This window comes from Nitrospira marina, from assembly GCF_059568365.1.
This window is the reverse complement of sequence record NZ_JCANTH010000001.1, coordinates 532,134-555,242: the sequence shown is the minus strand read 5'-3', so window position 1 is coordinate 555,242 and position 23,109 is coordinate 532,134. Positions and strand designations below refer to the sequence as shown.

At 49.4% G+C, this 23,109-nt stretch carries 21 protein-coding genes; 7 read left to right on the top strand and 14 right to left on the bottom strand.

The window, feature by feature from the left end:
• Positions 1–32: 32 nt before the first annotated feature.
• From LX98_RS02390 to LX98_RS02365, 6 genes are all read right to left on the bottom strand, one after another.
• Positions 33–839 carry a hypothetical protein gene (locus tag LX98_RS02390; RefSeq protein WP_496427374.1) on the bottom strand — a complete coding sequence of 269 codons (807 nt, stop codon included), beginning with the start codon at positions 837–839 and terminating at the stop codon, positions 33–35.
• A gap of 242 nt (positions 840–1,081) precedes the next feature.
• Positions 1,082–1,642, bottom strand: coding sequence for a hypothetical protein (locus tag LX98_RS02385; RefSeq protein ID WP_496427373.1), 561 nt, complete (start codon positions 1,640–1,642; stop codon positions 1,082–1,084).
• Positions 1,643–1,745: 103 nt separating this feature from the next.
• A complete protein-coding gene (locus tag LX98_RS02380; protein WP_496427372.1) occupies positions 1,746–2,174 on the bottom strand; it encodes a hypothetical protein in 429 nt (142 codons plus the stop codon).
• 52 nt (positions 2,175–2,226) lie between these two features.
• Positions 2,227–2,508, bottom strand: a complete 282-nt coding sequence (locus LX98_RS02375; protein ID WP_496427371.1) for a hypothetical protein — start codon at positions 2,506–2,508, stop codon at positions 2,227–2,229.
• Between the two features lie 232 nt (positions 2,509–2,740).
• Complete coding sequence (locus LX98_RS02370; RefSeq protein ID WP_496427370.1) at positions 2,741–3,274, bottom strand: HNH endonuclease; 534 nt, start codon at positions 3,272–3,274, stop codon at positions 2,741–2,743.
• Between the two features lie 389 nt (positions 3,275–3,663).
• Positions 3,664–4,248 carry a GNAT family N-acetyltransferase gene (locus tag LX98_RS02365; RefSeq protein WP_496427369.1) on the bottom strand — a complete coding sequence of 195 codons (585 nt, stop codon included), beginning with the start codon at positions 4,246–4,248 and terminating at the stop codon, positions 3,664–3,666.
• A 635-nt stretch (positions 4,249–4,883) separates the two neighbouring features.
• Here LX98_RS02365 and LX98_RS02360 point away from each other — a divergent pair.
• The 4 genes from LX98_RS02360 to LX98_RS02345 all read left to right on the top strand — a co-directional run bounded on the left by LX98_RS02360 (position 4,884) and on the right by LX98_RS02345 (position 8,803).
• Entirely contained in the window at positions 4,884–5,504 is a 621-nt protein-coding gene (locus tag LX98_RS02360) for a cation efflux transmembrane domain-containing protein (RefSeq protein WP_496427368.1), read from the top strand.
• A 186-nt stretch (positions 5,505–5,690) separates the two neighbouring features.
• Complete coding sequence (locus tag LX98_RS02355) at positions 5,691–6,950, top strand: acetate/propionate family kinase (RefSeq protein ID WP_496427367.1); 1,260 nt, start codon at positions 5,691–5,693, stop codon at positions 6,948–6,950.
• Positions 6,951–7,445: 495 nt separating this feature from the next.
• A complete protein-coding gene (locus LX98_RS02350; RefSeq protein ID WP_496427366.1) occupies positions 7,446–8,198 on the top strand; it encodes an endonuclease/exonuclease/phosphatase family protein in 753 nt (250 codons plus the stop codon).
• A gap of 359 nt (positions 8,199–8,557) precedes the next feature.
• Positions 8,558–8,803, top strand: coding sequence for a hypothetical protein (locus LX98_RS02345; RefSeq protein WP_496427365.1), 246 nt, complete (start codon positions 8,558–8,560; stop codon positions 8,801–8,803).
• A gap of 352 nt (positions 8,804–9,155) precedes the next feature.
• Here LX98_RS02345 and LX98_RS02340 read toward each other — a convergent pair whose 3' ends face one another.
• Entirely contained in the window at positions 9,156–10,718 is a 1,563-nt protein-coding gene (locus LX98_RS02340) for a hypothetical protein (protein WP_496427364.1), read from the bottom strand.
• Positions 10,719–10,813: 95 nt separating this feature from the next.
• Complete coding sequence (locus tag LX98_RS02335; RefSeq protein ID WP_496427363.1) at positions 10,814–12,391, bottom strand: hypothetical protein; 1,578 nt, start codon at positions 12,389–12,391, stop codon at positions 10,814–10,816.
• An 871-nt stretch (positions 12,392–13,262) separates the two neighbouring features.
• Between LX98_RS02335 and LX98_RS02330 the strand changes: the two genes are divergently transcribed.
• A complete protein-coding gene (locus tag LX98_RS02330) occupies positions 13,263–13,829 on the top strand; it encodes a peptidoglycan L,D-endopeptidase MepK (protein WP_496427362.1) in 567 nt (188 codons plus the stop codon).
• 51 nt (positions 13,830–13,880) lie between these two features.
• On the opposite strand, the gene LX98_RS02325 is transcribed toward LX98_RS02330, so the two are convergent.
• Entirely contained in the window at positions 13,881–14,606 is a 726-nt protein-coding gene (locus LX98_RS02325; RefSeq protein WP_496427361.1) for a GAF domain-containing protein, read from the bottom strand.
• A 471-nt stretch (positions 14,607–15,077) separates the two neighbouring features.
• Here LX98_RS02325 and LX98_RS02320 point away from each other — a divergent pair, with 471 nt between their 5' ends.
• Both LX98_RS02320 and LX98_RS02315 read left to right on the top strand, forming a co-directional pair.
• A complete protein-coding gene (locus tag LX98_RS02320) occupies positions 15,078–15,602 on the top strand; it encodes a Rieske 2Fe-2S domain-containing protein (protein WP_496427360.1) in 525 nt (174 codons plus the stop codon).
• Positions 15,603–15,604: 2 nt separating this feature from the next.
• Complete coding sequence (locus LX98_RS02315; protein ID WP_496427359.1) at positions 15,605–16,927, top strand: cytochrome b N-terminal domain-containing protein; 1,323 nt, start codon at positions 15,605–15,607, stop codon at positions 16,925–16,927.
• 236 nt (positions 16,928–17,163) lie between these two features.
• Here LX98_RS02315 and LX98_RS02310 read toward each other — a convergent pair whose 3' ends face one another.
• The 5 genes from LX98_RS02310 to LX98_RS02290 form a co-directional block, all read right to left on the bottom strand.
• Positions 17,164–18,627 (bottom strand): mechanosensitive ion channel, encoded by a 1,464-nt coding sequence (locus tag LX98_RS02310; RefSeq protein ID WP_496427358.1) that lies wholly within the window; start codon positions 18,625–18,627, stop codon positions 17,164–17,166.
• A 441-nt stretch (positions 18,628–19,068) separates the two neighbouring features.
• On the bottom strand, positions 19,069–19,530 hold the full coding sequence (gene mscL / locus LX98_RS02305) for a large conductance mechanosensitive channel protein MscL (RefSeq protein WP_496427357.1): 462 nt from the start codon (positions 19,528–19,530) through the stop codon (positions 19,069–19,071).
• Positions 19,531–19,873: 343 nt separating this feature from the next.
• Positions 19,874–20,287 (bottom strand): hypothetical protein, encoded by a 414-nt coding sequence (locus tag LX98_RS02300; protein ID WP_496427356.1) that lies wholly within the window; start codon positions 20,285–20,287, stop codon positions 19,874–19,876.
• A gap of 125 nt (positions 20,288–20,412) precedes the next feature.
• Entirely contained in the window at positions 20,413–20,835 is a 423-nt protein-coding gene (locus tag LX98_RS02295) for a hypothetical protein (RefSeq protein WP_496427355.1), read from the bottom strand.
• 430 nt (positions 20,836–21,265) lie between these two features.
• Entirely contained in the window at positions 21,266–23,053 is a 1,788-nt protein-coding gene (locus LX98_RS02290) for a sigma 54-interacting transcriptional regulator (protein ID WP_496427354.1), read from the bottom strand.
• Positions 23,054–23,109 lie beyond the last annotated feature (56 nt).

The window sequence follows — 23,109 nt, the reverse complement described above, 5'->3', positions numbered from 1 at the left end:
CCGCTGTAAGCCAGTCCCGCTTGAGCGCAGGGTTAGGTACCATTTGCGTTACCCGATACGAGATGGATAACTTTAACTGAGCCAGGGAGAATTGACTTCATGCGCTGAAGTGTGGTGACTTGACTCATATGCAGTCGGTCAGTTGTTTTTACCTCCCCCCAAACAATTTTATGCTCATTTGTAATTGTGAGGTCAGGCCATCCAGCACGATAAACATACGGAGCCTCAATTATTGCTGCTGTTATTTCAGCCAATTTATTGGCGCCAATATATTGGTATAACGCCGCTATTGCATCGCTAGTAAGCCCCGGATAATACTCTTGAATCATGAGGGAATTGTAAATTTCTTCAAAATTACGAATAACCTCTGAGCAGATTGAGTTTTTAATGGCATTAGTAATAAGGGCAGAGTGCTGCTGATTAATCGTAAGCTGCGCCTCAGTAAAACGATTGCAAGCGTCGCTGCGCGAACTAAATGTATTGAGTTTTACAAGTAGCTCTAAACAGGCGGCTTTTATAAGTAAAAGTATTGGGCCACCTTCACAACATCCACCTTTAAATCCCTGACTCTGAAAATACTTGAATGCAGACATTTCTGGATGCGGGCTAGGTAGTAGATTGGGCAACGTTTCATAGCCAATGCCAAGCTGATCGCACTGCTCTCGCAATGGAAGCATAACAACGGCTTGCTTCCATCCTTCATTTGTCAAGCGCCCTTCTTCGTGTGCGAGGCCGCGTGTGATTAATGCTTTCAATGTGTTCTTGCTGAATGAATTAAGTTCGCCGCGCACAGCCGCCTCAAGCAACTTTTTCATTTCCCCAGTTAGCTGACGTGGCATTTCTTTTGGGCACCTAACGTTTGAATTAATGAAACAAGGGTCAAGTATGTTGTGGAAAGTTTCGTGCGCAGGTTTGGGGAAGCAGTCCGCAGGCAAAGGCTTCAAGAAGTAGGTGGAACGGCTGGAGGCAGAAATTAGTCAACAACAGATTTGACCCCATACCCAGCTAACGTCCCGGTACAGCGGCGGTGGGTTGACCTACGGGCCTTGGGACTTTATCCACTACCGTCCGCTGCATCTGGTTATTGGGTGGCCCGGTACCCTCGCGCAAGTCGGAAGTCCTCCGAGAGGTCCTGCTTGAGAGTACCGGCCAGCTTTGTCAACTCCCGTTCATCGCACTGAAGGAAAACAACATAGCAATCCAAAGCTGAGCGCACCTCGGCGGCCAAATGCTTCGGATTGACCACTAGGATTCCGTCGAGCGTCTCGGCCGTTTCTGCAATCTCAAACGAAAACTGGGCTCCATTCTTCAGCCTTCCCTCGTGCACCAACCCATTTCGGAACTCGTCGTAGAACTGCTGCGCTATGCCGGCACCCGAGAAGCCCTTCAGTTCCTCGGCCACAAACTTACGGAAACGCTCGCCTACTCGGTCTCCGAAACGTAGGCGGGCCAGGGCGTCGATGCAGCTCACCAGTAGGGCACCAGCGGCAAAAGCATGGCCCCCGACCGCGCATTCCTCCGAGGGGACTATATAGAACCCGACTACACGCTGCCTGAATTGCCCAGGCAGGCGTGCCCCGTCTAACTCCACATCGTCAAACCTGATCCCAGGTGCAAAGTACAGGATATCGCCGATCCTCATCGATCTTTTCTCACAAAGGCTACTTCTCTCGGTCCGCCGAACGTCCAGTTTCACCGGGTGCGACGTTCTATAAGCGATCCGATGCAAACTGAGGTTATAACTTTCATTTGTCTTGCATATCAGGCCCAAATAAGAAAGCTCCATTTTCAACAAGTATCTCGTAGAATTCCTTGTCCCTCTCAGCACCAGCCTTCATGCCTTCACAATGACCTTCTCGAGAGACCTTTACCAGGAACCATGCGGCGAATAACGACCCAAGGATCCACAACACACTGAAATCCATGAAAAACCATGCGACAAGGGTTGCTGGGAATATAAGAAATCCAAGCCAGAGGGTAATGACGCCATAGATAATGAAATATGCTTTTGGTATACCTTTCATGTTTATTGCCTGTGCCGCAAGTGTCTTATTGGCTCTTACCCGTCCTTTTTTAGATGCTATTTTGAAATCCTCCCAGCTAGGCAGATTCCCACCCCACATTCCTTTCATTTCTTTGACGGCGGATTCAGCTATCTGCTCATTAAAACCCACACCAGTCTCCTCATTTATCGTTTTCTAGCAGAAACAAAAACGCTAAATCATATCAATGTTTAAGTGGATCCGCATAAGAGCCGGATCGGCCCATTTCTGTCCGTATAACACGCCATCGAATTTTCTGAATATAAGGACATGGTCGTTGCCATTCCAATGAGTCCATCCGAATGGCATCCGGTGGTATAACTTCCATTAAGTAATCATGCAGTTCTCTGACACTTTCGATCACTCCGGTCTGCTCTCGAAACACCTGGGCCGCACAATACAGCCAGTCTCGATGCAACGTATTCTTGTCCAATGTTGGAAATAAATCAAGGCTTCTGATTTTCATTCATACCGCTTCCGGATTTCTTTCTTTGCCTCCTGCAAGTCGAAAATCTATTCCGGTCCGGATGGGACCCGCAACGTTGTTTCGCGCAATAGCCTTTCACACCAGACAGGGATTGAGGCAATGGGTCTTCTTGAGAAAAATCAGAGGTCAAGTCTTTTGTTGAGAGTTTCGCGTGCAGGTATGGTGAAGCAGTCTGCAGCGGAGGCCGAAGGCCTTCCCCTGCATCGCCTTGTTAGTCCGCGCCTTTCGCGCCGGTAGTTGGGAAGTAGTGAGTCCGAAAGTCCTCCACACTCATGAGTGGGAGGGTTCGATGGATTGCTCGGTGACAATTGGCACACAGCACGGCAAGATCCTCCAAGCACGTTTCTACGGCCTCGGTAGCCATTGCGAGGGGGAGTCGATGATGAATCTCACAGACCTCGCCACCAAGGTTTGGGAAGGTCGCCTTTGTGATGAAGCCGCACGCCTCGCATTTCAAACACCCGTCCGCGAGCTCCGCCGCCTCGCGCTTCGCCCGGGCAAGCGCTGGATCGCGTTCGCGACGCAGGTGGAAGAACAACCGAGGTTCCCCCTCCACGGCGGATAGCTCCAGATCTGCAGCAACCGGCGGGCTCACTGCTGTCTTCGGACGGTACGCCCATGCTGCAGCCCGCCGTTCACGGTCAAAAAAATCAGCCCAACGAGAGCGCCCAACCGTGATCTGTTGTGAGAACCATGCGACCATGTTCGATGCGACGGTACGATGATCGGGTAATGAGGATGCCAAGCTCGCACGGCTAACAATGGCCTTTCCCTCAGCATCCGCGAGCAGAGCAGAAACGATCGCGTCGTGCTCAACGAACCCTAGATCATCCGCTGGCGACCGGACGATAAGGCGTGCGATGAGTGGGAACACTTCGGCGTGGCTGAATGTTGTGTCCATCGTTTGTAGCCCAGCTAACAATGTTTAAGTGGATCCGCATAAGGGTCGGATCAGGCCATTTGTCCATCTAACACGCCATCGAATTTTTTAACAAAAGGACATGATTATTGCCATATTGAAAATTCAATCGAAGGCTTCCAATCGCATCTTATTCCCAAAATTGTTCATGCAGTTCCCCAGCATTTCCGGTCACTCATGTGTGCCCTCAAGCCACAAGGGCCATATGGTTTCACTTAACGTGCGGCACGGAGCATGGGGAAAATCGGTAGTGAACTGCCAGCCTGAATTTCTCCCACAACCTCGAATCCAAAGCGTCTATAGAGAGGAATATTGGCCGGATTAGTCGCCTCAAGATAAGCGGCAACGTGAGCGCCATCAAACACTTCAGCGCCCTGCGCAAGCAACGCATTGGCGTACCCCTTGCCCTGAAACATCGGCTCAACCCCAATGGCAGGCAGGTACCAATGTGGAACCGGCGGATGCGACGCGCTTGCCTGCTCTAGTATGGCAAATACCTCCCCTTGCAGTGCAGTGGCCACGCCTTCTTGCAAGACCGTGCCAAGGGCCTCTTCGTCAGGACCGACACCGGGAGGTAGCCAGAGCGCTGCGGCTTTATAATCTTCCGAACGATAGGCCGTTCCGTGGTCGAAAGCGCGTCCAGCAAAGTACTTCAATGCTAGTGGGAAGTAATGAAGATACTGCTTGGCATCGGGAAACATCCAGCGAATGAACGGATCGGAGATAAACGCGGTCACGAGAGTGGCGATTGCCCTATCGTAGTCGGATAGCAATGCGGGTGTTGCTGAGGGTGCGGACATTGTTCCTCTTGGAATGATGGCAAGGTGGAAAGGTATGCACTACGGCCACGGAAACTGCGATCCATTTTCGGTCACCCATGTGTAAACCCGAAACCTCTGGGGCACACCATCCAGCCAGTTTCGATGCGACCGATTCTTGAATAATGTTGTACATATGTCAAGAATTAAAATCTTCTTTCATAGTGCTTCCAGAGGTTTTTTTGCCTCCTGCCAAACAAATATCTGTTCCGGTCCGGATAGGACTCTGAGTGATCTTTCGCGTAATAACATTTTCCACCAGATAGAGATTGAGACGATGTACCTTCTTAAGATAAAACAGGCCTGCCGCCCAAACTCAGGACAGAATTCAGGAAAGATTTCCCTAGACCTTGGCTATTCCACCTGGGCTCAGATCCTTCGCCGATAGCTCAGGATGACAATCAGTCGATCGCTCTGTCTTCGCAGGTTTTCCCACCTGTGTTAGGGTATGTATGCTCTCATTCCGGATAGCCCTTCATCAGGTAATTGAAAAACCCTCAATATTGAGCCAAGCCGTTTCCTCCCTTACTGTTCACGGACTCTCATTTACTATGATAACCTCTTTAAGGTGTTAGGCTTCTTTAGTTATCCCGCAGCAAATTTGCAAAGATTTAACTATGGCTGATTGTTGTAATGACAAAGCATGTGAGATCGAGGCGCTTCAAGATCGCCAAAGCTCCATACTCAAAATCGTGTTGGCCATTAATGCTGTGATGTTCTTCGTCGAACTCACCGCAGGGCTGCTCGCGGGTTCTGTTTCATTAATAGCGGACTCCCTGGATATGCTGGGTGATGCGCTGGTGTATGGCTTCAGCATTTACGTCGTGGCGCGAGGCGCAAGAATGAAGGCCAAGGCCGCCTTCCTCAAAGGCGGGATCATGGCGGCCTTCGGACTATTCGTGTTTGGGCAGGCGGTTTATAAGATGGTGTTGCCACAGGTCCCCGTATTCGAGGCCATTGGCGCTATTGGCCTACTGGCACTTGCGGCGAATAGCCTTTGCCTTCTCTTACTTTGGCGGCATCGGGCCGATGACATCAATATGAGTTCGGTGTGGCTATGTTCCCGCAACGATATTATTGCGAATGTGTCGGTGCTGTGTGCCGCCGTGGGCGTATGGCTCACCAGTTCGGGCTGGCCGGATATTCTTGTTGGCCTGGCACTTTCAGCCCTTTTTTTGCGGTCAGCGTTATTCGTCTTGCGAGGAGCGAAGGAGGAGCTTCGAGTCATTCAGACCTGAATTGACGCTGAACTTCGGTCACCAAATCTCCTCGTGATCCCAAGAAATCACGGCTTCTCCATCTGAGCATCGATCTTTCGCCCTTGGATCAGGATAACGGTTTATTGACGGTTCGCTTGCTTCTCATGCTTCCCTACCGACTAAAGTGTTTCATGCCCATTGCAGCAGACGTTATATAATCGTTCCATGCGCATTCTTATTTTGAACAGCGGAAGTTCCTCACTGAAATTCCGGCTGGTTGATTACCCGATATCCTCACCCACAGCCGGCACCAATCCAATAACTTTAAGGCAGGGGATCGTGACGGGCATCGGGAAAGAGGCCTCCCTGAAGATCAGTGCTCCCGAGCACGCCCCTTTTACCTCCACCCGGCAAGATGTTCTGAATCATGGGCAGGCTGTGGCGTGGGTATGGAAAAGCCTTCAAGACCTGAGCCGGGAGGACGGAGAAACCTTAAAAGGACCCGGGATCACCATTGATGCGGTCGGCGTTCGCGTGGTGCATGGCGGCCACCGGTTTACAAAATCCGTCCTGATCGATGAGACCGTCTTAGGCCAAATTGAAGAATTGAGCCCCTTGGCTCCGCTCCATAATCCCCCCTGCCTGGAAGGCATCTATCAGATTCGTGCTCTACTGGGTCCACAGATACCCATCGTGGCGGTATTTGATACCAGCTTTCATCGCACGCTTCCCGACCATGCCCGTACCTATGCGATTCCCCGGAAATGGACGACACAGCATGGCATTGAGCGCTTTGGCTTTCATGGGATTGCCCATGCGTCTCTGGCACACAGCTATGCCCGCTTTTCAGGTCGATCGTTGGAACAAACCCGCCTTATCACGTTTCAATTGGGGCAAGGCTGCTCGGTTTCGGCCATTAAGAACGGAGCCGTGGTTGACACGTCAATGGGATTCACCCCGTTGGAAGGGCTGGTGATGGGCACACGATGTGGAGATATGGATCCGGCCATTATTGGATACGTCGCCGAACATGGACAACTTTCGATAGAAGAGATCGACCATCTCTTGAATACGCAATCCGGGCTCCTCGGCTTGTCCGGCCAGACCTCCGATATGCGGCAACTCTTGAAGGCCGTCCACGAACGACAGGATCCTCACGCAACTCTGGCCATTGAGGTGTTCTGTCATCGCGCGCGAAAATATCTGGGAGCCTATCTGGCCATCCTGGGTGGAGCGGATGCGGTCATTTTTGGAGGCGGGATTGGTGAGCGGGCACCTGACATCCGCGCCCGAATTTGTCAGGGAATGGACTGGTGCGGTCTCTCACTTGATTGCCCTCGAAATCTCGAGGCCTCTGATGTGCAGGCAGGAGAGACCATTCCCATTCATGGCAAGGAATCCGCTATTAAATTGCTGGTGATTGGAACCGACGAAGAATCGTGGGTTGCCCGTGAAACATTTCAAGGTCTGATAAATGCCCGATGAACACAAGCGAAAACGGATTGGCCAGACGAAAATGCCCTATAGGAGCTAATAAAATCATTCTCATTTAGTTGATTATCAACAAGGCAAAAGCCATTCTGTGGATAAGGCATTTTTATAGGATCATAATGAGAGTTTGAGGACACTCCCGAGGATCAACTAAATTAAAAAAGTCAAGATAAAATCTGCCATCTACCTTTACGACTACGCCAAAAATTTATCACCTCTATATGTTGTACCCAAAAATAATTTTCATACAATGCCCAAAATATGTGCATTCCGCTCATTTCTTTATCAATCCTTTAGAAAAAGGCCTGCCCTTGCCATTAACCACCAAGTTATCCACAAAATTTGTGGACGGCATTTTTCTCTCCTGGTCTGTAATTTGCCAATTAAAATAATGGGATATTTTTTTAATGTCTCAGATCGTTATCGCGGCATGATATGGTCTCTATAGCAATCGCCACTTCCTGATTTAAAAGGATTTTTCATCCACCTATGGCCCGGACACTTCAACAGGTTCCCCTACCGCCGACTTCCCTCGACATTCGGATTGTGACCTATAATATTCACCGGTGTTGCGGGATGGATCGTCGAATCATGCCCAGACGGATTGCGGAAGTTCTATCGGACCTGCATCCGGATGTCATTGCTCTACAGGAAGTCCTGGGACTTGGCCCTAAGGGTCGGGGACAGGATGAACTGCTTGGTGCGTTGATGGGTATGGGATGGGTAATGGCATCTGCCAGGCTGCGCCACGGATATCCTTTTGGAAACATGATTTTGAGCCGATTCCCGATTGTCAATGATGCGCAACATGACTTGACCTGGAGAACCCGGCGCGGCCGATGTTGTCAACGCGCAGATCTCCGGCTTGGCAATCAGACCTTACATGTCTACAACGTGCATATGGGGACCGGTTTGCGGGAACGCAAGTATCAAGCGGAGCGCCTGGCTATGATACTGGACCAGCATCGAGGAGCCGGTCCTAAAATCATTCTCGGAGATTTCAACGAGTGGGGGCGTGGTGTGACCACTGATATCCTGACCCCACGATTTCAGAGCCTGGACATTCGCCCATTTGTCAAACGACGCCGAACCTATCCGGGCTTTTTGCCCCTCTTGCATCTCGACCATATTTTTTACGAAGGCGGGATTGACGTAAACCATGTGCATCTCCCGAAATCTCGTGCTGCACTCATCGCCTCAGATCACCTTCCGCTTGTCGCTGACCTTCACATACGCTTTTAACGTTCACACTTTCTTAGAGAGCACCGCCTCACCCGTTCAAATTGTCGTTCGGAGGTTCTCATTCCGAGAGTCAATTTGAAGATAAGAAAAATTGTCGTGTGATGGATCAATTTGTCTTTTACTCCAAAATCAAGGGCTTCATCTGTCTGGAATTGAAGGAAGTCGGAGATTTCTAAGTCAAGGCTATGTCCTGAGATTTCAGGGAGATTTCCATTTGAATCGATTCATCCTGTGGCATCACCCGCGAGCGCATAACTGCGTGTGTCATTGGCACGCCTTATGCTTTTTGTATCTCAATAGGCGGAAATGGGAAGAAGAGGATTGGCCTATAGAACGACCGGATTGATGTGAGAATGATCATGACCAAATTTATTCGTATACTTTCCATGCAACACGCAATTGACGCCGCCACAAAAATACTGGACGATTTTTCCAATTCGACTCATTGTTTTCCGGAAAGCCAGGAAAACGATTCGTCCTGTCGAATGACTCTTGTCGATCATGCCATTCAAGGCACTAACGTCTCTGCCGAGGCCAAACCCGAGGAGATTATTCACGGTCCTTCTCCCATATCAGCCACGCCCCCTGCCGATATTCACTCATAGGGAAGGCCGGACGGGAAAACCTGGGAACTCTACAACCACTCGGCTCGGACCGCCTCATTATTCATGTGTACTGAACACCCTTTACGGCTTGCCCGTTTATTCTCCCCCTATTTCTTCCCTCAATCACGTGCCGGGCCTCATATGGTCAAGATGGAATGAGATGTCTGCGTTATCAAGATCTTCCCTACCATGACTTCCAGGAGAATGAAATCCTGTTTGCTCCATCCATATAATCTTGACCACATTGTAAAACCATCCTGACTTTCTTCATGAGTCATATCCCCGCTTTAATTTTCAAATGGATGAAGTTTCAATACATGGGTTGGCTTTACCACTCTTCTTTATTTCCGAATTACCACTGCAAGGCCATATCGGGATCGGGGCATTTCGGTAATGGCTTACAAATGAACGCCAAGATATAAATGTTCTTGTCAAAAACCTTGGGCGGAGGCGATACCGGCGTTGCAGGACGTGGTGCCGGCTTCCGCACCGGGGTCGTCGGCAACCGGGTATAGGCGGACGCCTTCAGGGTCATCATGGACCGGGAGTAAGCCGGGCGAGCGACCATTGGAGTCATGACCGCTGGTTGTAACAAGACATTCCCTCTGGTTGCCTGAGTTGGCACCCTGATGGCTGTGGACTTAAACGAGGCCATCGCCTGAGGCCGCATTTTCATGATTAAGGGTTGCGCAGGTTGGGCTTTCATTTGTTGTGGTGGTATCGGTGGCCTTTTCAGCAATTGCGGTTGCACGGCTTGCAAGACAGCAGGGTTTATCCTTTTTATCGAATTTTGATCGTTCACCGCATAATTAAAACGCAAATCCATAGACATTTTTGGGTTGGAAGAATTCGGCTGGGCTTGTTTCTCCTCGACGACTACCTTCCGGGCAAAAACGATTGCCGTGACATAGGCCGGACAATCTCCGGAAGGCGGACTGCCACCGTCAGAAAAAACCTTGGTCGAATCTGACAACCGCCAGAACCGTGCCCGGAATATTTCAGCATCAAACCAGGAGCGCTTGATGGCCGCAGAACTGAATTCCAAGGTCACAGACTTCATCGGAGACACCTTTCCATCAGCCGAGAATCGCTCGCGGAGATCTGCCGGTGCTTCATTCACCAATGTTTTGATTTCCGCCTCGCTCAGAGAGAAGGGATTCCACGAACCCTCCTCCAAGGCATTTGACGGGGTAAAGCTGCTTGGGAAAACCGTGAAATTATCCTGCGCAGTGGTCTCACTATCGAGATCCTGATTAAAACATCCCTTCCATTCCTCCCAGGTTATGGTGGGAGATTTGGCTCCAAGATTCTGGTACTGACTCCTGGCAATATTGACTTCATTCTTATAACCCTCCAGGATCCACTGATTATCCAGATCCTTGAGCTTTGCCCGAAACGCAGGCTCATCGACCTCCCGCCAGTGCCTTTTCTCGGATTCGTCCTCTGCGGCCTCACCCGTACTTCTCGCCTCCATGAATTCCTGCTCAGCCATAATATAGGCATCCTTATACTGGTTATAGACCCTGACCTTCGGGCTGTCCTGGAGAAGGCCTCCCTCACCAGGGATCTTCAGAAGAGCCAACGCCTTCTGATACGCCACTTCTTCTTCCGGTGTACGCGTCGAAGAAGCAAGCGTGCCTTCTCTCAGCACATATTCCAACTCATTCCACAAAAAACGTGCATCAGTGGGTAACCAGGCCTCATCATGGGGAATCAGATTCACCAGCGTTGAAAACGCGGCCAGATTGGCCTTGCTCTTGAGAAGATCACTCCCGGTTTCTTGTGAAAAGAAATCCAGATCCTCTTTTGTATAGGCCAACGGTGTCACAGGAAAACTCAGAAACGTTCCTTCCTTTTCAAAAACCTTTTTGGCTTTGGACATCAAGGCCAATTGCACGATAGAGTCGATAGCCATGTATAACCTCATCAAGTAGTAATGTTGGTCGAATTGCCCCATTCCCTTGGTAGCCCCGCCTCAACATTGACCGTGAGGCGGGGCTACATCGGGAGTTAAATCCAATCAGTGATTCCGCTCAACGGATCAGGACTCTTTGGGAACACATGGCATTTAAATCCAATAATTTGATGACCCGGCACCCTCATTTCTTGTTTTTCCGAATCGTAGTGGAATTTTGAGGAACGTTCTCCGCTGGCAGAACTGCGGCCATGCGAGCCACCGAAATGAAACGGACCAAAATGCACGGCGCCACCACCACTCGCCGAGGATCGTTCCCAACTTTGTGCGGCCTCTGAAAAACCACTACTATTCCGAAAGCCAATCACGAGATCTTTGATGAAAATGATGGCCGTGGGATAGGCCGGGCAGAGTCCTGTTGCAGGTTTGCCGCCGTCACTGACAATTTGCTTTGATGATTCGGGATTATTTTGGTCAAAGCGCCACAACTTACTATTGACAAAACTTGTTTTAAACCAAGGCCGAACAATTTGGCATTGGGTAATCGAAAAATTCATATAGAATTGGTTGCTGTCAAACGTGATTTTAGATTCCGATTGTCCACTGGCATTGCTGGCAGATCCGCCACCGCCGAAAATGCCTAACCATCCCCCTCCGGCACTTGTCCTGGACCGTTTCATTTGGTAACTGGAATTGGAGGAATTATTATAATCCGAAGATTGAAAACTAAAGTTGGTCCATCCTGACGCCTGCATGGGGTTGCTGGGCACAAGCGAGGTATAGAAAAAATCGCTACCGGAGGACATCCCGGTGATTCTGGCCTTCTCCAAATCATCCTGATATTGGGCTTTCAGCAGTGCCATATCCCGTCTCATGACCTGATCAATAAACGCGTTAATGCCTTCATAATCATTTTTGTACCCATTACTGACCCAATCTCCCATAGCCGCCTTGACCCTATTGCGCAGAATGTTGGCGTTCATCCCCCAATAATGAACCGCTTTGACATTGTCGGCTGTCAGGGCATCGATGCGGGCACTGTTGTATGCCAATGCCGCCGCTTCATATTCCGTCATCTTCTGGTTATACAATTTCACTAAGGCACTAGGCTCTGAAACCTCGATCTCTTCATCAGTCAGAAGATCCTTTTTTATCCTTGTCGTCGAGAGCAGCCCTCTGAACTTTTCAATTTTTTCTTTTGTTTTTTCATCCAATTTGGTTTCCATGATTTGACTCATGCGTAAAATGTACTCGAACCGCTCTGAAAGCGATCCTTCATTGTTCATGATACTCATGGCTGCGAATTGATTATTCGTGGTTGCAGCCAGGTCGGGGACAAAATCGACGAGCCGCGCAAAACTTTCTGCATTCATATACTGTTTGCTGGCATCTTGCGCACGCAATCCTTCTAATACTGCCGGTGTCAGCTCAGGTGGCTTCGATTCCCCTCCCTCGCCGTCAAGTACCATGTCCTTCAGGGCTTTCTTTTTCACCACACCCGTTAACCCTTGTGTTAAAAAATCAAAATCATCAGGTTCAACAGCCAATCCGGGTGTACACCAACTAAAAAAATTGTCTTCCGATTTGGGGACGGTATCATCCCCATTGGTTAGCACATTGTAGATTTTCCCCATAATCGAATTAAGCATAACGCTCGGTTCAACCTGTGGCATGACGACTCCTCCTTACAGTAAGACGAACCCTTTGCAGGGTCCGTAGATATTAAATAATTGGCCCCTTAATTTATTGACGTGAGCAAGACTTATTCCCAATTTGCATGTAGAACGTTGACGAGTGCTGTGCAGAACGATCCCCTTTGTAGCTCAACTCTTTTCAACCGTTTCTTCAGAGGTCACCTGACACAGACGTTCCTTTCATAACGTTCACAATGTATCCGATTGTTAGAAAAGTTTATCTGTTTAGATACCCGGATCCCCCTTCCTGGTTTGTTAAAAATTTGGATATGTTGGGAACTTCAAAATTCAAGGGAATTAGAAACAGGTGAGACATTCTGGAAATACATTTCCAAAACGGGATTCGTGGACAGCCCGGTGCGCCCTGTTATGCCCACTGAATGGGCTGTAAGGAAATGAGAAAATGACACCAGGAGAGAATAGAACATGCCAATCGGATATCTTGGTATCTCCATCGGCTGGTACGCTGTAGATAAAAGGAGAACCTGGGAGCTTACCCGGTAAATCTCCATAAGGGGGCAATTGACCAGCTGACTCCCAATGAGCTTTCCCGATTTCGAATAGTCAGAAGGGTTGCTCTATCTAGAATCAATGATGGGGTTCCCAAATGGAGAATGTCGGAAGGAACAGCAGTGCAGGTGGGTGTCCGCGAAAAAAAACGGCGCCAAAAGAGGCGATTGGACATTTCCATTCATTTCCCTTTTGGCTTCCACAATATTGGGTGAGGGGAAGAATGAACATTTTCCATAAATTGGTTGACCTCATCATCCTATTTTGTTAAACAATCAGTGTTTCATGCCGCTTTAATCTCCCCCAACACTTCCCCATGCATAGTTCGGAGGGTGTCACCATGTCTCAGGAAACAGAAGAACTTTGGTCCAGGCGTTTCTTCCTGAAGTCCTCCCTTGCAGGCATGCTGATTCTTGGTAGCCGGTTGATCTTTCCGGAATCCGCATGGGCCCAGTCCCTGCCTGAAGGCCGGCTTCACCTCTACAACGCCCACACTGACGAACGACTCCAGGTGACATATCGCAATCAATCCGGCCACTATGACCAGAAAGCCTTAAAAGACATTAATTATCTCCTGCGATGCCATCATTCCAAAAAAATATGCCAGATGGACATCCAATTGCTGGAATATATGAATCAGATAGAAAAGTTAGTCGGTCAGGGGAAGGAAATTCACGTCTACTCTGCCTACCGTTCGCCCTCATACAATAAATTGTTGATTCGCCTTGGTCGAGGCGCCGCGCCAAACAGCCTCCATACGGTCGGACAAGCGATGGACTTCTCGATTCCCGGCGTCCGGCTTTCAAAAATTCGACGCGCCGCTGTGAAGCTTCGATTGGGTGGAGTCGGCTATTACGGCCGGCGAGGATTCATTCATATCGATACCGGAGCGGTCCGGTACTGGTAATTCCTTCTTTCATTATCACGTTTCAACCAACATCTTCAGATTTTATAAGGGCTATGAGGAATAGTCCTTTAATTGGGAAATTAAATCCTGCTTGCAGGATGGGCAAATTCCATGGGTAAATTCTGCATGGGATCGGTCCCGAATATACGTTTCAAGTGGTAGCCACTCCCCTTTTTCGTTACGAATCACCTTACAATTGGCACAAATGGGAAGTAACCCATTCAGGATTTTCACCTCTTTCACGGCATGCTTCAATCGGTTTAACAGAACATCGCGTTCAATCAACTGGCGACGTAATTCCATCTGGGCCATCACCTGACGGCTTAAGGCTTGTAAAGACTTCATCTGATTTTGAGTAAGTTCCCGTGGCACTCGATCAATGACGCACAGAGTGCCCAAATTATGACCCTCCGGCGTTTTCAGTGGAGCCCCGGCATAAAATCGAAGGTTCGGTTCCTGGGTGACCAAAGGATTATCAGCAAATCGGGTATCATTGATAGCATCAGACACAACCATGACATCCGATTGCAGGATGCAATGTGCGCAAAACGCCACGTCCCTGGAGGTCTCTCTCGCAGAGATCCCAACTTTTGACTTAAACCATTGGCGTTGGTCATCGAGCAGGCTGATTAACGCAATAGGTGTTTGGCAAATGGAACTGGCCAGGAACGTGAGGTCGTCAAAGGCTAGCTCGGGGATGGTATCCAGAACCTGATAGGTACTTAACGCCTCTAATCGTTGAACCTCATTTTCGGGATAGGGAGCAGGTTGGGCCATGAAACCTCCAGGCGGGAACAATTCCCCTGTGTGAAATTCTCAAATCTCTTGCTGCTGGCCACCTTCACCTTCCCATCACCTGTTCAACCTAACAAATCCGGTTCATCACAAGAAAGCCAAACCCCGTATTCTGAGCCTGGAAAGAAGAGCCATTTTCATCGGACAAATAGATCCGCACCCACATCACCTCTGCACATATGTCCTTACATTGATGCTTAGACGGTGTGAGTCATCCCCTTGAGAAAGACAGGTCTCTCCAATCTGACCCCGTCCATGAAAATTTTTTGATATTGACTGCCCCTACTTCTGTGCTAGCCTTTTACGGGGGCTTTTTATAATGATCTTATATCTGAATCCCGCATTATTCCGTTTCTCTTCCCGAGCTATGATATCTTTATGTGAACAGGATGGAACATGCACTCCTAAGATGAGTCAGGCATCGTATTGTCCGCTTTTCCAAAAGGAACCCTCATGATGGAAGATGGATTGTCCACCCCGGTAGGAACCCGCCGGTCATTCTTTGTAAAAACCACCGTGTTTATTTCCTCCCTTATCGGAATTTCCCTTGCTGTCCCTTTGATCGGATACGTCATCGCCCCTGCTCTTCAACGACGAAACAAGGAATGGGTCTCACTGGGAAAAGCCGATTCGCTACCGGTTGGCGAACCCAAGGCGATGGATTACACCATGACGGAAAAGGATGGATGGCAGGAAATACACACCACCAAGGGCGTGTGGGCGGTGAAACAGCCCAATGGAGAGGTGACAGTATTTTCGCCAATCTGTCCCCATTTAGGCTGTGGTTATCGATGGGACCAACAGGACCGTCTCTTTAAATGTCCCTGTCATGGGAGCGTTTATGACATGAACGGAACGGTGAAAGCCGGTCCCGCACCACGCCCGTTGGACACACTGCCATCAAAAATCGAAAATGGTGACTTGCTGGTCCAATACGAGGAATTTAAATCCGGTCTGGCGAAAAAGGTTGAACTCTAAGCATGGCCTCACGTCTTTATCAATGGATCGACCAGCGCCTGAAATTAAAGCCCCTGGAGCAAACCCTCCTGGACGAGCCCATTCCCGGAGGTGCCAGCTGGAACTATGTCTTCGGCTCGGCCACGCTGTTTCTCTTTGTCTTGCAAGCGCTGACGGGCATGTTTCTGATGATCTATTACGTCCCAGCGACCGACCATGCCTACGACACCGTTCAGTATATTCAACATGAGGTCTGGGGTGGTTGGTTTGTCCGTGGTCTGCATCATTGGGGGGCCTCAGGCGTCATGTTGGCCATCGGGCTCCACATGTTGCAGGTTTTTTTTGATGGTGCCTATAAACGGCCTCGAGAACTCATGTGGATTGTCGGCGTCATCCTACTCGCCATCATGCTGGCGTTCGGATTCACGGGGTATTTGCTACCGTGGGATCAAAACGCCTATTGGGCGACCCAGGTGGGAATCAACATGGTCGGCAGCGTTCCCCTTATCGGAGATTTCCTGGTGAAAGCCCTTCGTGGTGGGGAAACTCTCGGCGCCCTGACCATATCACGTTTTTTTGCCATTCACGTCGCGTTTCTTCCCCTTATCATTGCAGTGGGAATCATGCTCCATCTCTTTATTCTCAGACGAGTTGGGCCCGCGGGCCCTCATGATGAAACGAGAGCCCGAACCGGGAGTGAAACCTTCTATCCACGGCAGGTCTTCATGGATGCGGTGGTCATGCTTGGAGTGTTTGGCGTCGTCGCCATATTGGCGATCAGCGTGGAATTCCCTTTGGCTGATCGGGCCGATCCGTCAGACCATTCTTTTGTCCCCGTCCCGGAATGGTATTTTCTGTTTTTTTATCAGCTTCTCAAATATGCCCCAGGGGCATGGGGACCTCTGGCGACCTGGCTTCTTCCCGCACTCTTTTTCACCGGATTGCTGCTCTTGCCCTTTGTAGATCGAAACCCCGAACGACACCCATCCTCACGTCGCGTCGTGTTGGGTGCGGGGTTGGGGTTTTTGATTATTGTGCTCAGTCTGTTGAGTATCTCTCTCCGTGATCTGTACGCCATTCCCAAACGTGATCCGTCAGTGGCTCGGGGAATGGCATTAGTAGAAGAATACAAATGTCAAACCTGCCATCGGATTCATGGGGAAGGTGCAAACCTGGCCCCGGATCTCTCGTATGTTGCCGATCGACGGCCAGACCGAGAATGGCATCTTCAGCATTTTAAGGATCCGCAATCCGTTTCCCCCGGCTCCTTCATGCCAAAATTTCCTTTAAACGACAAACAGCTGAACGACCTCACCAATTACATGCTGACTCTCAAGAGTGGGTAACACTTCTTCCTACCCTGCGAGTATCGGTTAATCTCCGTTGAGAGCAGCCTTCAGCATGGAGCAAATTGTACTTTCAACTGAGGGCTGTGGGAGAGTGGATCAGCCACGACACCGGCATCAGATTGCGGCCGATTGCCAGGTTAGAGTCAATACCCTCATACCCAATCTGCAGGCACCTCCCGACTGAATAAAAAGTGTCCCCCACGGCCATGTACAACAGCCGTGGGGGAAAGGTTCTACCCTCGACGTTCGCCACGGGCTTGACTGAGCCAGTACTCCATTTGTTTGCCTGCTGCTTCCCGGCCTCCTAGACCAAAGGATAACGCCACCGCCACAGCAATGGCTCCGAGAGTCAGGCCAAATGCCAGATTGACGATTTCATTGGCCAACCCCATGGCTCGGAGACCCATAGCAAGCACCAACCCGAGAATCGCGAATCGGGCAATATTTGCAACCCCTCCCGAATTCGCTCCATGAACACGAATGATGGTTTCATATGCGAGATTCGACAACCAGAACCCGATGGCAATGATGGCACTGCCCAATAATACCTGGCTACCAAACTCTATAAACATGGTGACCAATTCGGACACCTGATGAAGACCTAACTGGTTGGCCGCTTCGACAACCGCAAATAACATAATAAAAAAAGCCAGGACATTTCCGACCACGGACGAAGGAGTAGTTTGACCGGTAAATGCCAGTCCCAACCCCAGCTTTTCCGGCAGAGCGTCGAAACCGAGCCCGCCTAATAAACTCGCCACTATTTTCGAGACTAATCGGGAAATAGCAAAGGCGATTCCTAAAATAATGGCCGCCGCAAAAATATCGGGAATGGCCGACATCATGGTATTCAACATATCGGTGGCCGGTCCTGTAATCACTTCAATTTCCAAAGCTTGCAGTGCGGCAACGACCGCAGGGACCAAAATGAGGATATACACCACCAAAGCCAGTAAATGAGACAAGGACATCGTGCCGCGCAATCCTATTTGTTCACCCAGCCGGTCGGTACCGGCTACCGTCAACAGGTTACTCACCAAGTCTCTGACGATTTTGGCCAAGAACCATCCAGCAACTCCAATTAACACTGCCCCGAAAATATTCGGGAGCATGCTTAACATTTCATTGACCATGTTTTGGACCGGAACCAATAGGCCGTCAATCTCCAGGGTCCCTAAGATGGCAGGGAGGAATAGCAGCACAACCAGCCAAAACACGACATTCCCCAAATTAGCGCTGATGGGTCGCACCCCGGCTCCCGCACTCAATTTTTCATCCATCGTCGTCGATTGCAAAGCCTTGGACACAAGGGTTCGAAGGACGGTGGCAATAATCCACACGATTAACATCAATATTCCCCCAGCCACTAGTTTCGGAACAAAGGCCATCACCTGATCGACCAACGTCCCTAGAGGACCGGAGACCATTTCCAAATGTAACGCGTTAAAAAATGCCACTAAAACTAATAAAAGAATTAAATAATAGATTCCTACCGCTACACCTCCTTCCACATCCATGGTGGTACCGGTGGTCGAACGCAATCGCTGATTGACGTTCAACATGCCCAGACCCTTCCTGATTCCAGCTCTCACAAGCAGAGCCACTATCCACCCCAGGATGAGAATGCCCAATGCACCCAATACATTGGGCAACGTTTCCCCAAGATTCACTTGTAACGTTTCGGTCAATTTACTCATGTCCATAGATCACTCCTTTCGATAAAAATACATAACACCGGCCACCCCGTAGATATTCTCTACAGTTTGATGGTGAGACAGGAAGATACTATTGGTCAGCTTATATTGAGAAAATATGAAAGGTAGCTATCGAGTTAGGAAGACACTTACCTTAACAATTGAGGAAAATTAAGTCCACCTAGGCGCAGAAAACCTTAATTTCTTGGATATTTTCTAAATATTTAAAATACGGCATCAGCTTATTGTCGGTCCGGGCCCCAGGGTCAGAAAAAATAAGCGGCATCCCTGTCACGAGGGATGCTACCCACCGCTTGATTCTGTCCTTACCCATTAACTCGGGGTTTTGTCATCAGCACATTTTCTTTATATGACAAGTCCGCTGATCACAAGTCCACTTCTATTTTTTCTATCTTATGCCAACCCTGGGCCAGTCATGATCCACTATGCGGACTTCGCTAATTCGGAAGTACAATGTCCGCACTTGGTGGCCTGAATGGGAATCGTCATGTGGCAGAATTTGCATTCTTTCGTTGTAGGATCCGCAGGCGGGGTCTCTTTTTCTTCACGTTTCATCTGATTGATGGCTCTAATCACCATGAAAACGGCAAAGGCCACAATAAGAAAGCTAATAACCGAATTGAGAAATACTCCATAATTCATGGTGACAGCGCCGGCTGCCTGAGCGTCGGACAAGGCCAGATATGGCCCTGGAGGCACACCCTCTTTAAGGGTGACAAACAGGTTGGAAAAATCAACGCCACCCAACAAGAGTCCAATAGGGGGCATCAACACATCGGCCACTAGCGATTTGGCAATGGTGCCAAAGGCCCCTCCAACAATGACACCGACTGCCATATCGATAACATTGCCTCGCATGGCAAACTCTTTGAACTCTTTAAGCATCACATCCTCCTTCTCATGGGCGTGCACTCTAGAACCGGTTGTTGTCCAGGATGATCCTACAAAGGCTGCATCATCCTCTCTCAACACAAAAACAAATGCAAGATTATTCCAGAGCTTCACGTTCTTCGCCTAACCGGGCTTTCACCTCCAATATTTTTTGCATTCGGTGTAACAACAGAGCCGGCGACAGTCAAAAAAAAGCCCTGGGGCGGCCGGCCTATCCTCGCCTATTTTCAGTTGAAGACCCCCTCTAAAAGCCCCAACTGTCAAGATCAGCTCGAATAGGTTAGCCGCCCTGGTCGTTCCGTACCCTGACAAACAGTCTATCGTTACGATTCACCTTCTAATCGTCTTGTGAGGCGCGTCTTTGCGTCTTCAAAAAAAGACATTCATCCATTAATCTTCCCATCTGACGATGATCCAGGGGTTTTTTCAGCTCACGAAAATGCCCCGTTTCATCCGATGGAGGAAGATCTCCCAATACCACCACCATTGGAGAAACTGAGGCATGGGAAATTTCAGCGCTCATGCCACGCTTCAATTGTTCCAGAGAGTGGCTTTCAATGAATAGTGCATCAAAACCCTTCAAAGCTTGCTCCATCATGGCCTTTGGCAATTCCTCAAGGTATTCGCAATCATACCCGTGTAGTTTTACTATTTGTCCCAGGAAATCACGAATTAAATGATCCCTCGTGACGATTAAGACGCGACCTGGCCTGGAGCTCGACTGAAGAACCTCATTTTTTGCCGTTACCATAAGGTCTCTTCCTTCCCGGAGGCTGCGCAAAAAAGTTTGTTCTCGACATGTCTTTTGCAGAGTTAGTTGCTCAATAATCATCATGTCTAAATATCAATTTGATATAGGCACCATTCTCCTGGCGTTCAGACAGGCCCCCATCTTCCATTTGACTCACTGATTTCTGATGGGTCTCGTCTATTCCTACTCCAGCAGGAAGCTTCTTTTCGCCAAAGAACATCTGAGTCCGATGCGAATTCCGTGAGGGAGAACAGATCCCTCGACACCTCCGGAACATAACTCCTGACCGTGATGATCGTTCCCTTATCTTTTTTGACCACTTCGATGACGGATATCCCCACCTGAACCGTCCCGTCACATTTTGAATAAATGACTGGCCTCGGGGAAACGTCCTTGGCATCCCAGGCAATCAATGGCTCCAGCCCTTCCGGTTCTTTTCCCAAAGTGAAAAACAACACGCCTAGCATTCCGATGACACCACAGAGACTCATGAAGGAAAATGTATGGAAGCTTTGAATGGTCATTGTTTGGGTTTTCCACCTACTCATTGTGTACCCCTATCCATTAACAATAATGATGCCAAATGAATTTTCTTTAAATTTCAATCGTTCCCGTTTTTCATAGGGAATTTTTCCCATTCTAAAACAGCAGGGTGTCTCAGGGTGTCCCAGTGAAAAACACTTTGAATCAGGCGAGTGAGAGAAACGAAAAGACACAGGAAAGAAACCAAACGTTGTGGGCCCGAACATTTGCCATGTCCGAGCCCTCCAATTAGAACCTCGACTTATGCATCACATGCATATCCGAGCGACAGGATATATTGCGTGTCCGCTTTTTTGTTTCCAGGAGCCGGGAGTTATATGCCATATGGGCATGCACATGGGCCGTCGATTGCAATGGATATTGACGAAAACCCCATCACATGTACCCGGTTTTAATCACCGACGAATGTGCAGGATTTATACAGAAGTGGCGTAATCAGCGGGAGGATTCTTCTTGAGAGATATTCAACTCGGTTAAGCGGCGGTAAAAGGTAGAACGGCTCATACCGACCAATTTTGCGGCTTGGGCACGTTTTCCTTTCGTTTGTGTCAGGGCATCAAGGATAAGCTGGCGTTCATTCGGTTTACAAAAAGGCGATGCCTGAACAATCGGAGATACGTCACACAGTTCAGGAGGCAGATCGGTCGGAAGGACGCTTTCTCCACGACAATGTATCAGTGCATATTCCAAGGCCCCTTTTAATTCCCGGACATTCCCCGGCCAGGAATAGCGTAAAAACCGCTGCATTGTTTCCGGAGCAATACTCAGAACGTGCATTTTCCCAAGCGCGACGCGGCTTTTCACAAAAAAGGCCGTGGTCAACAACGGAATATCCTCGCGGCGCTCTCGCAGAGGGGGAAGCCTTAATCGCGCAACACGAATCCGATAGAGTAAATCTGCACGGAAGGCACCCTTGTCGACCAATTCTTGTAGCTGCTGATTGGTGGCCGCCAATACACGGACATTCACCTTCCGTGGCCGGGACTCCCCGAGACGAATAATTTCTCCCTCTTGCAGCACACGGAGCAGGGTCGTCTGAATCGATAACGGCATATCTCCGATTTCATCCAACAATAACGTGCCGCCTTCAGCCGACTCAAAAAATCCTGCATGGTCACTCGTCGCTCCCGTAAAGGCGCCTCGTTTGTGACCAAACAACTGACTCCCCAAGAGGGAATCGGTCAATCCTGCACAATTGACCGGCAGAAATGGATGATCATGACGCGGACTTAATTGATGTAACGCACGGGCGACTAATTCTTTGCCCGTCCCGGTTTCCCCATCAATGAGCACGGGCACATCTACCGTGGCAATGTCTCGGATCCGTTCATATACCATGCGCATGGCGGGACATTTCCCAACCAGATCGTGAAATTGTGTTGGTCCCACCAACTGCCGGCGCAACTCTTCTATCTCGGTGACATCTGTTAACAACAAAATGGTTCTTCGAGAATCTCGAGGATCATCTTGAACTTCAACTTCCAACGCGCGTGTCGAACGGTTTTTCCCATCCATCACGACCGACACAACCTGACGCTGCGACCCAGGTAACCGTCCCATAGCCTCGACCCTGGTATTGTCTTCTGTTTTCCACGGAAGGGCTCTACCCAGAGAGCGGCCGATCATGTTGTCAGGATCGATCTGCAATAACTCACGGGCTTTTCCACTCACAAACGTCACCTCCCGATTCGCATCGACCATGATCGCCCCCAATCCCAGTCCGTCGAGCAGGGCCATCACATCATCCCGTTCTTGTTCGCTTTTCGCTAATCGAGTACCAAGTTGAGCTTCCGTGCGTTCATGATGATTGACGGCCTGACGGTGCGAAAGCTGTTCTTCACGTGCCTTTTGTAATAAGGGCTGGATCGGAAGGATCTCGGGTCCAAAGCGTTGTAGAATCACATACCGAACAGACCCGTGACGGACGGCAGTGGCTTCCAGGACAACGTCTTCTCCAAATAATGCCGGTTCACTCCACAAACCGGATTTGCATTGACCAGTCTCAGCTGAATCCCACCATGCCTGCGCTTCATGAAGAAAATGTTGAAGAAAAAACGAATGTCCCAATAATTGGCCAGGAGACGCCTCACTCCCCTCGGTCATGCCAGGAGGAGGAAACCAACTGGGCAGATCACCCACACAGTCGAAACGATCCGCAGTTGTTTTGAAAATTAACGCATCAAAGACACTGAGAAGAGCGGGATCGTGGATGGAACCGGACATGAGTCTCACCAATCTCTGCTAGCGACAAGGGGATGTGGGAATCTTGTAGAGTGTGC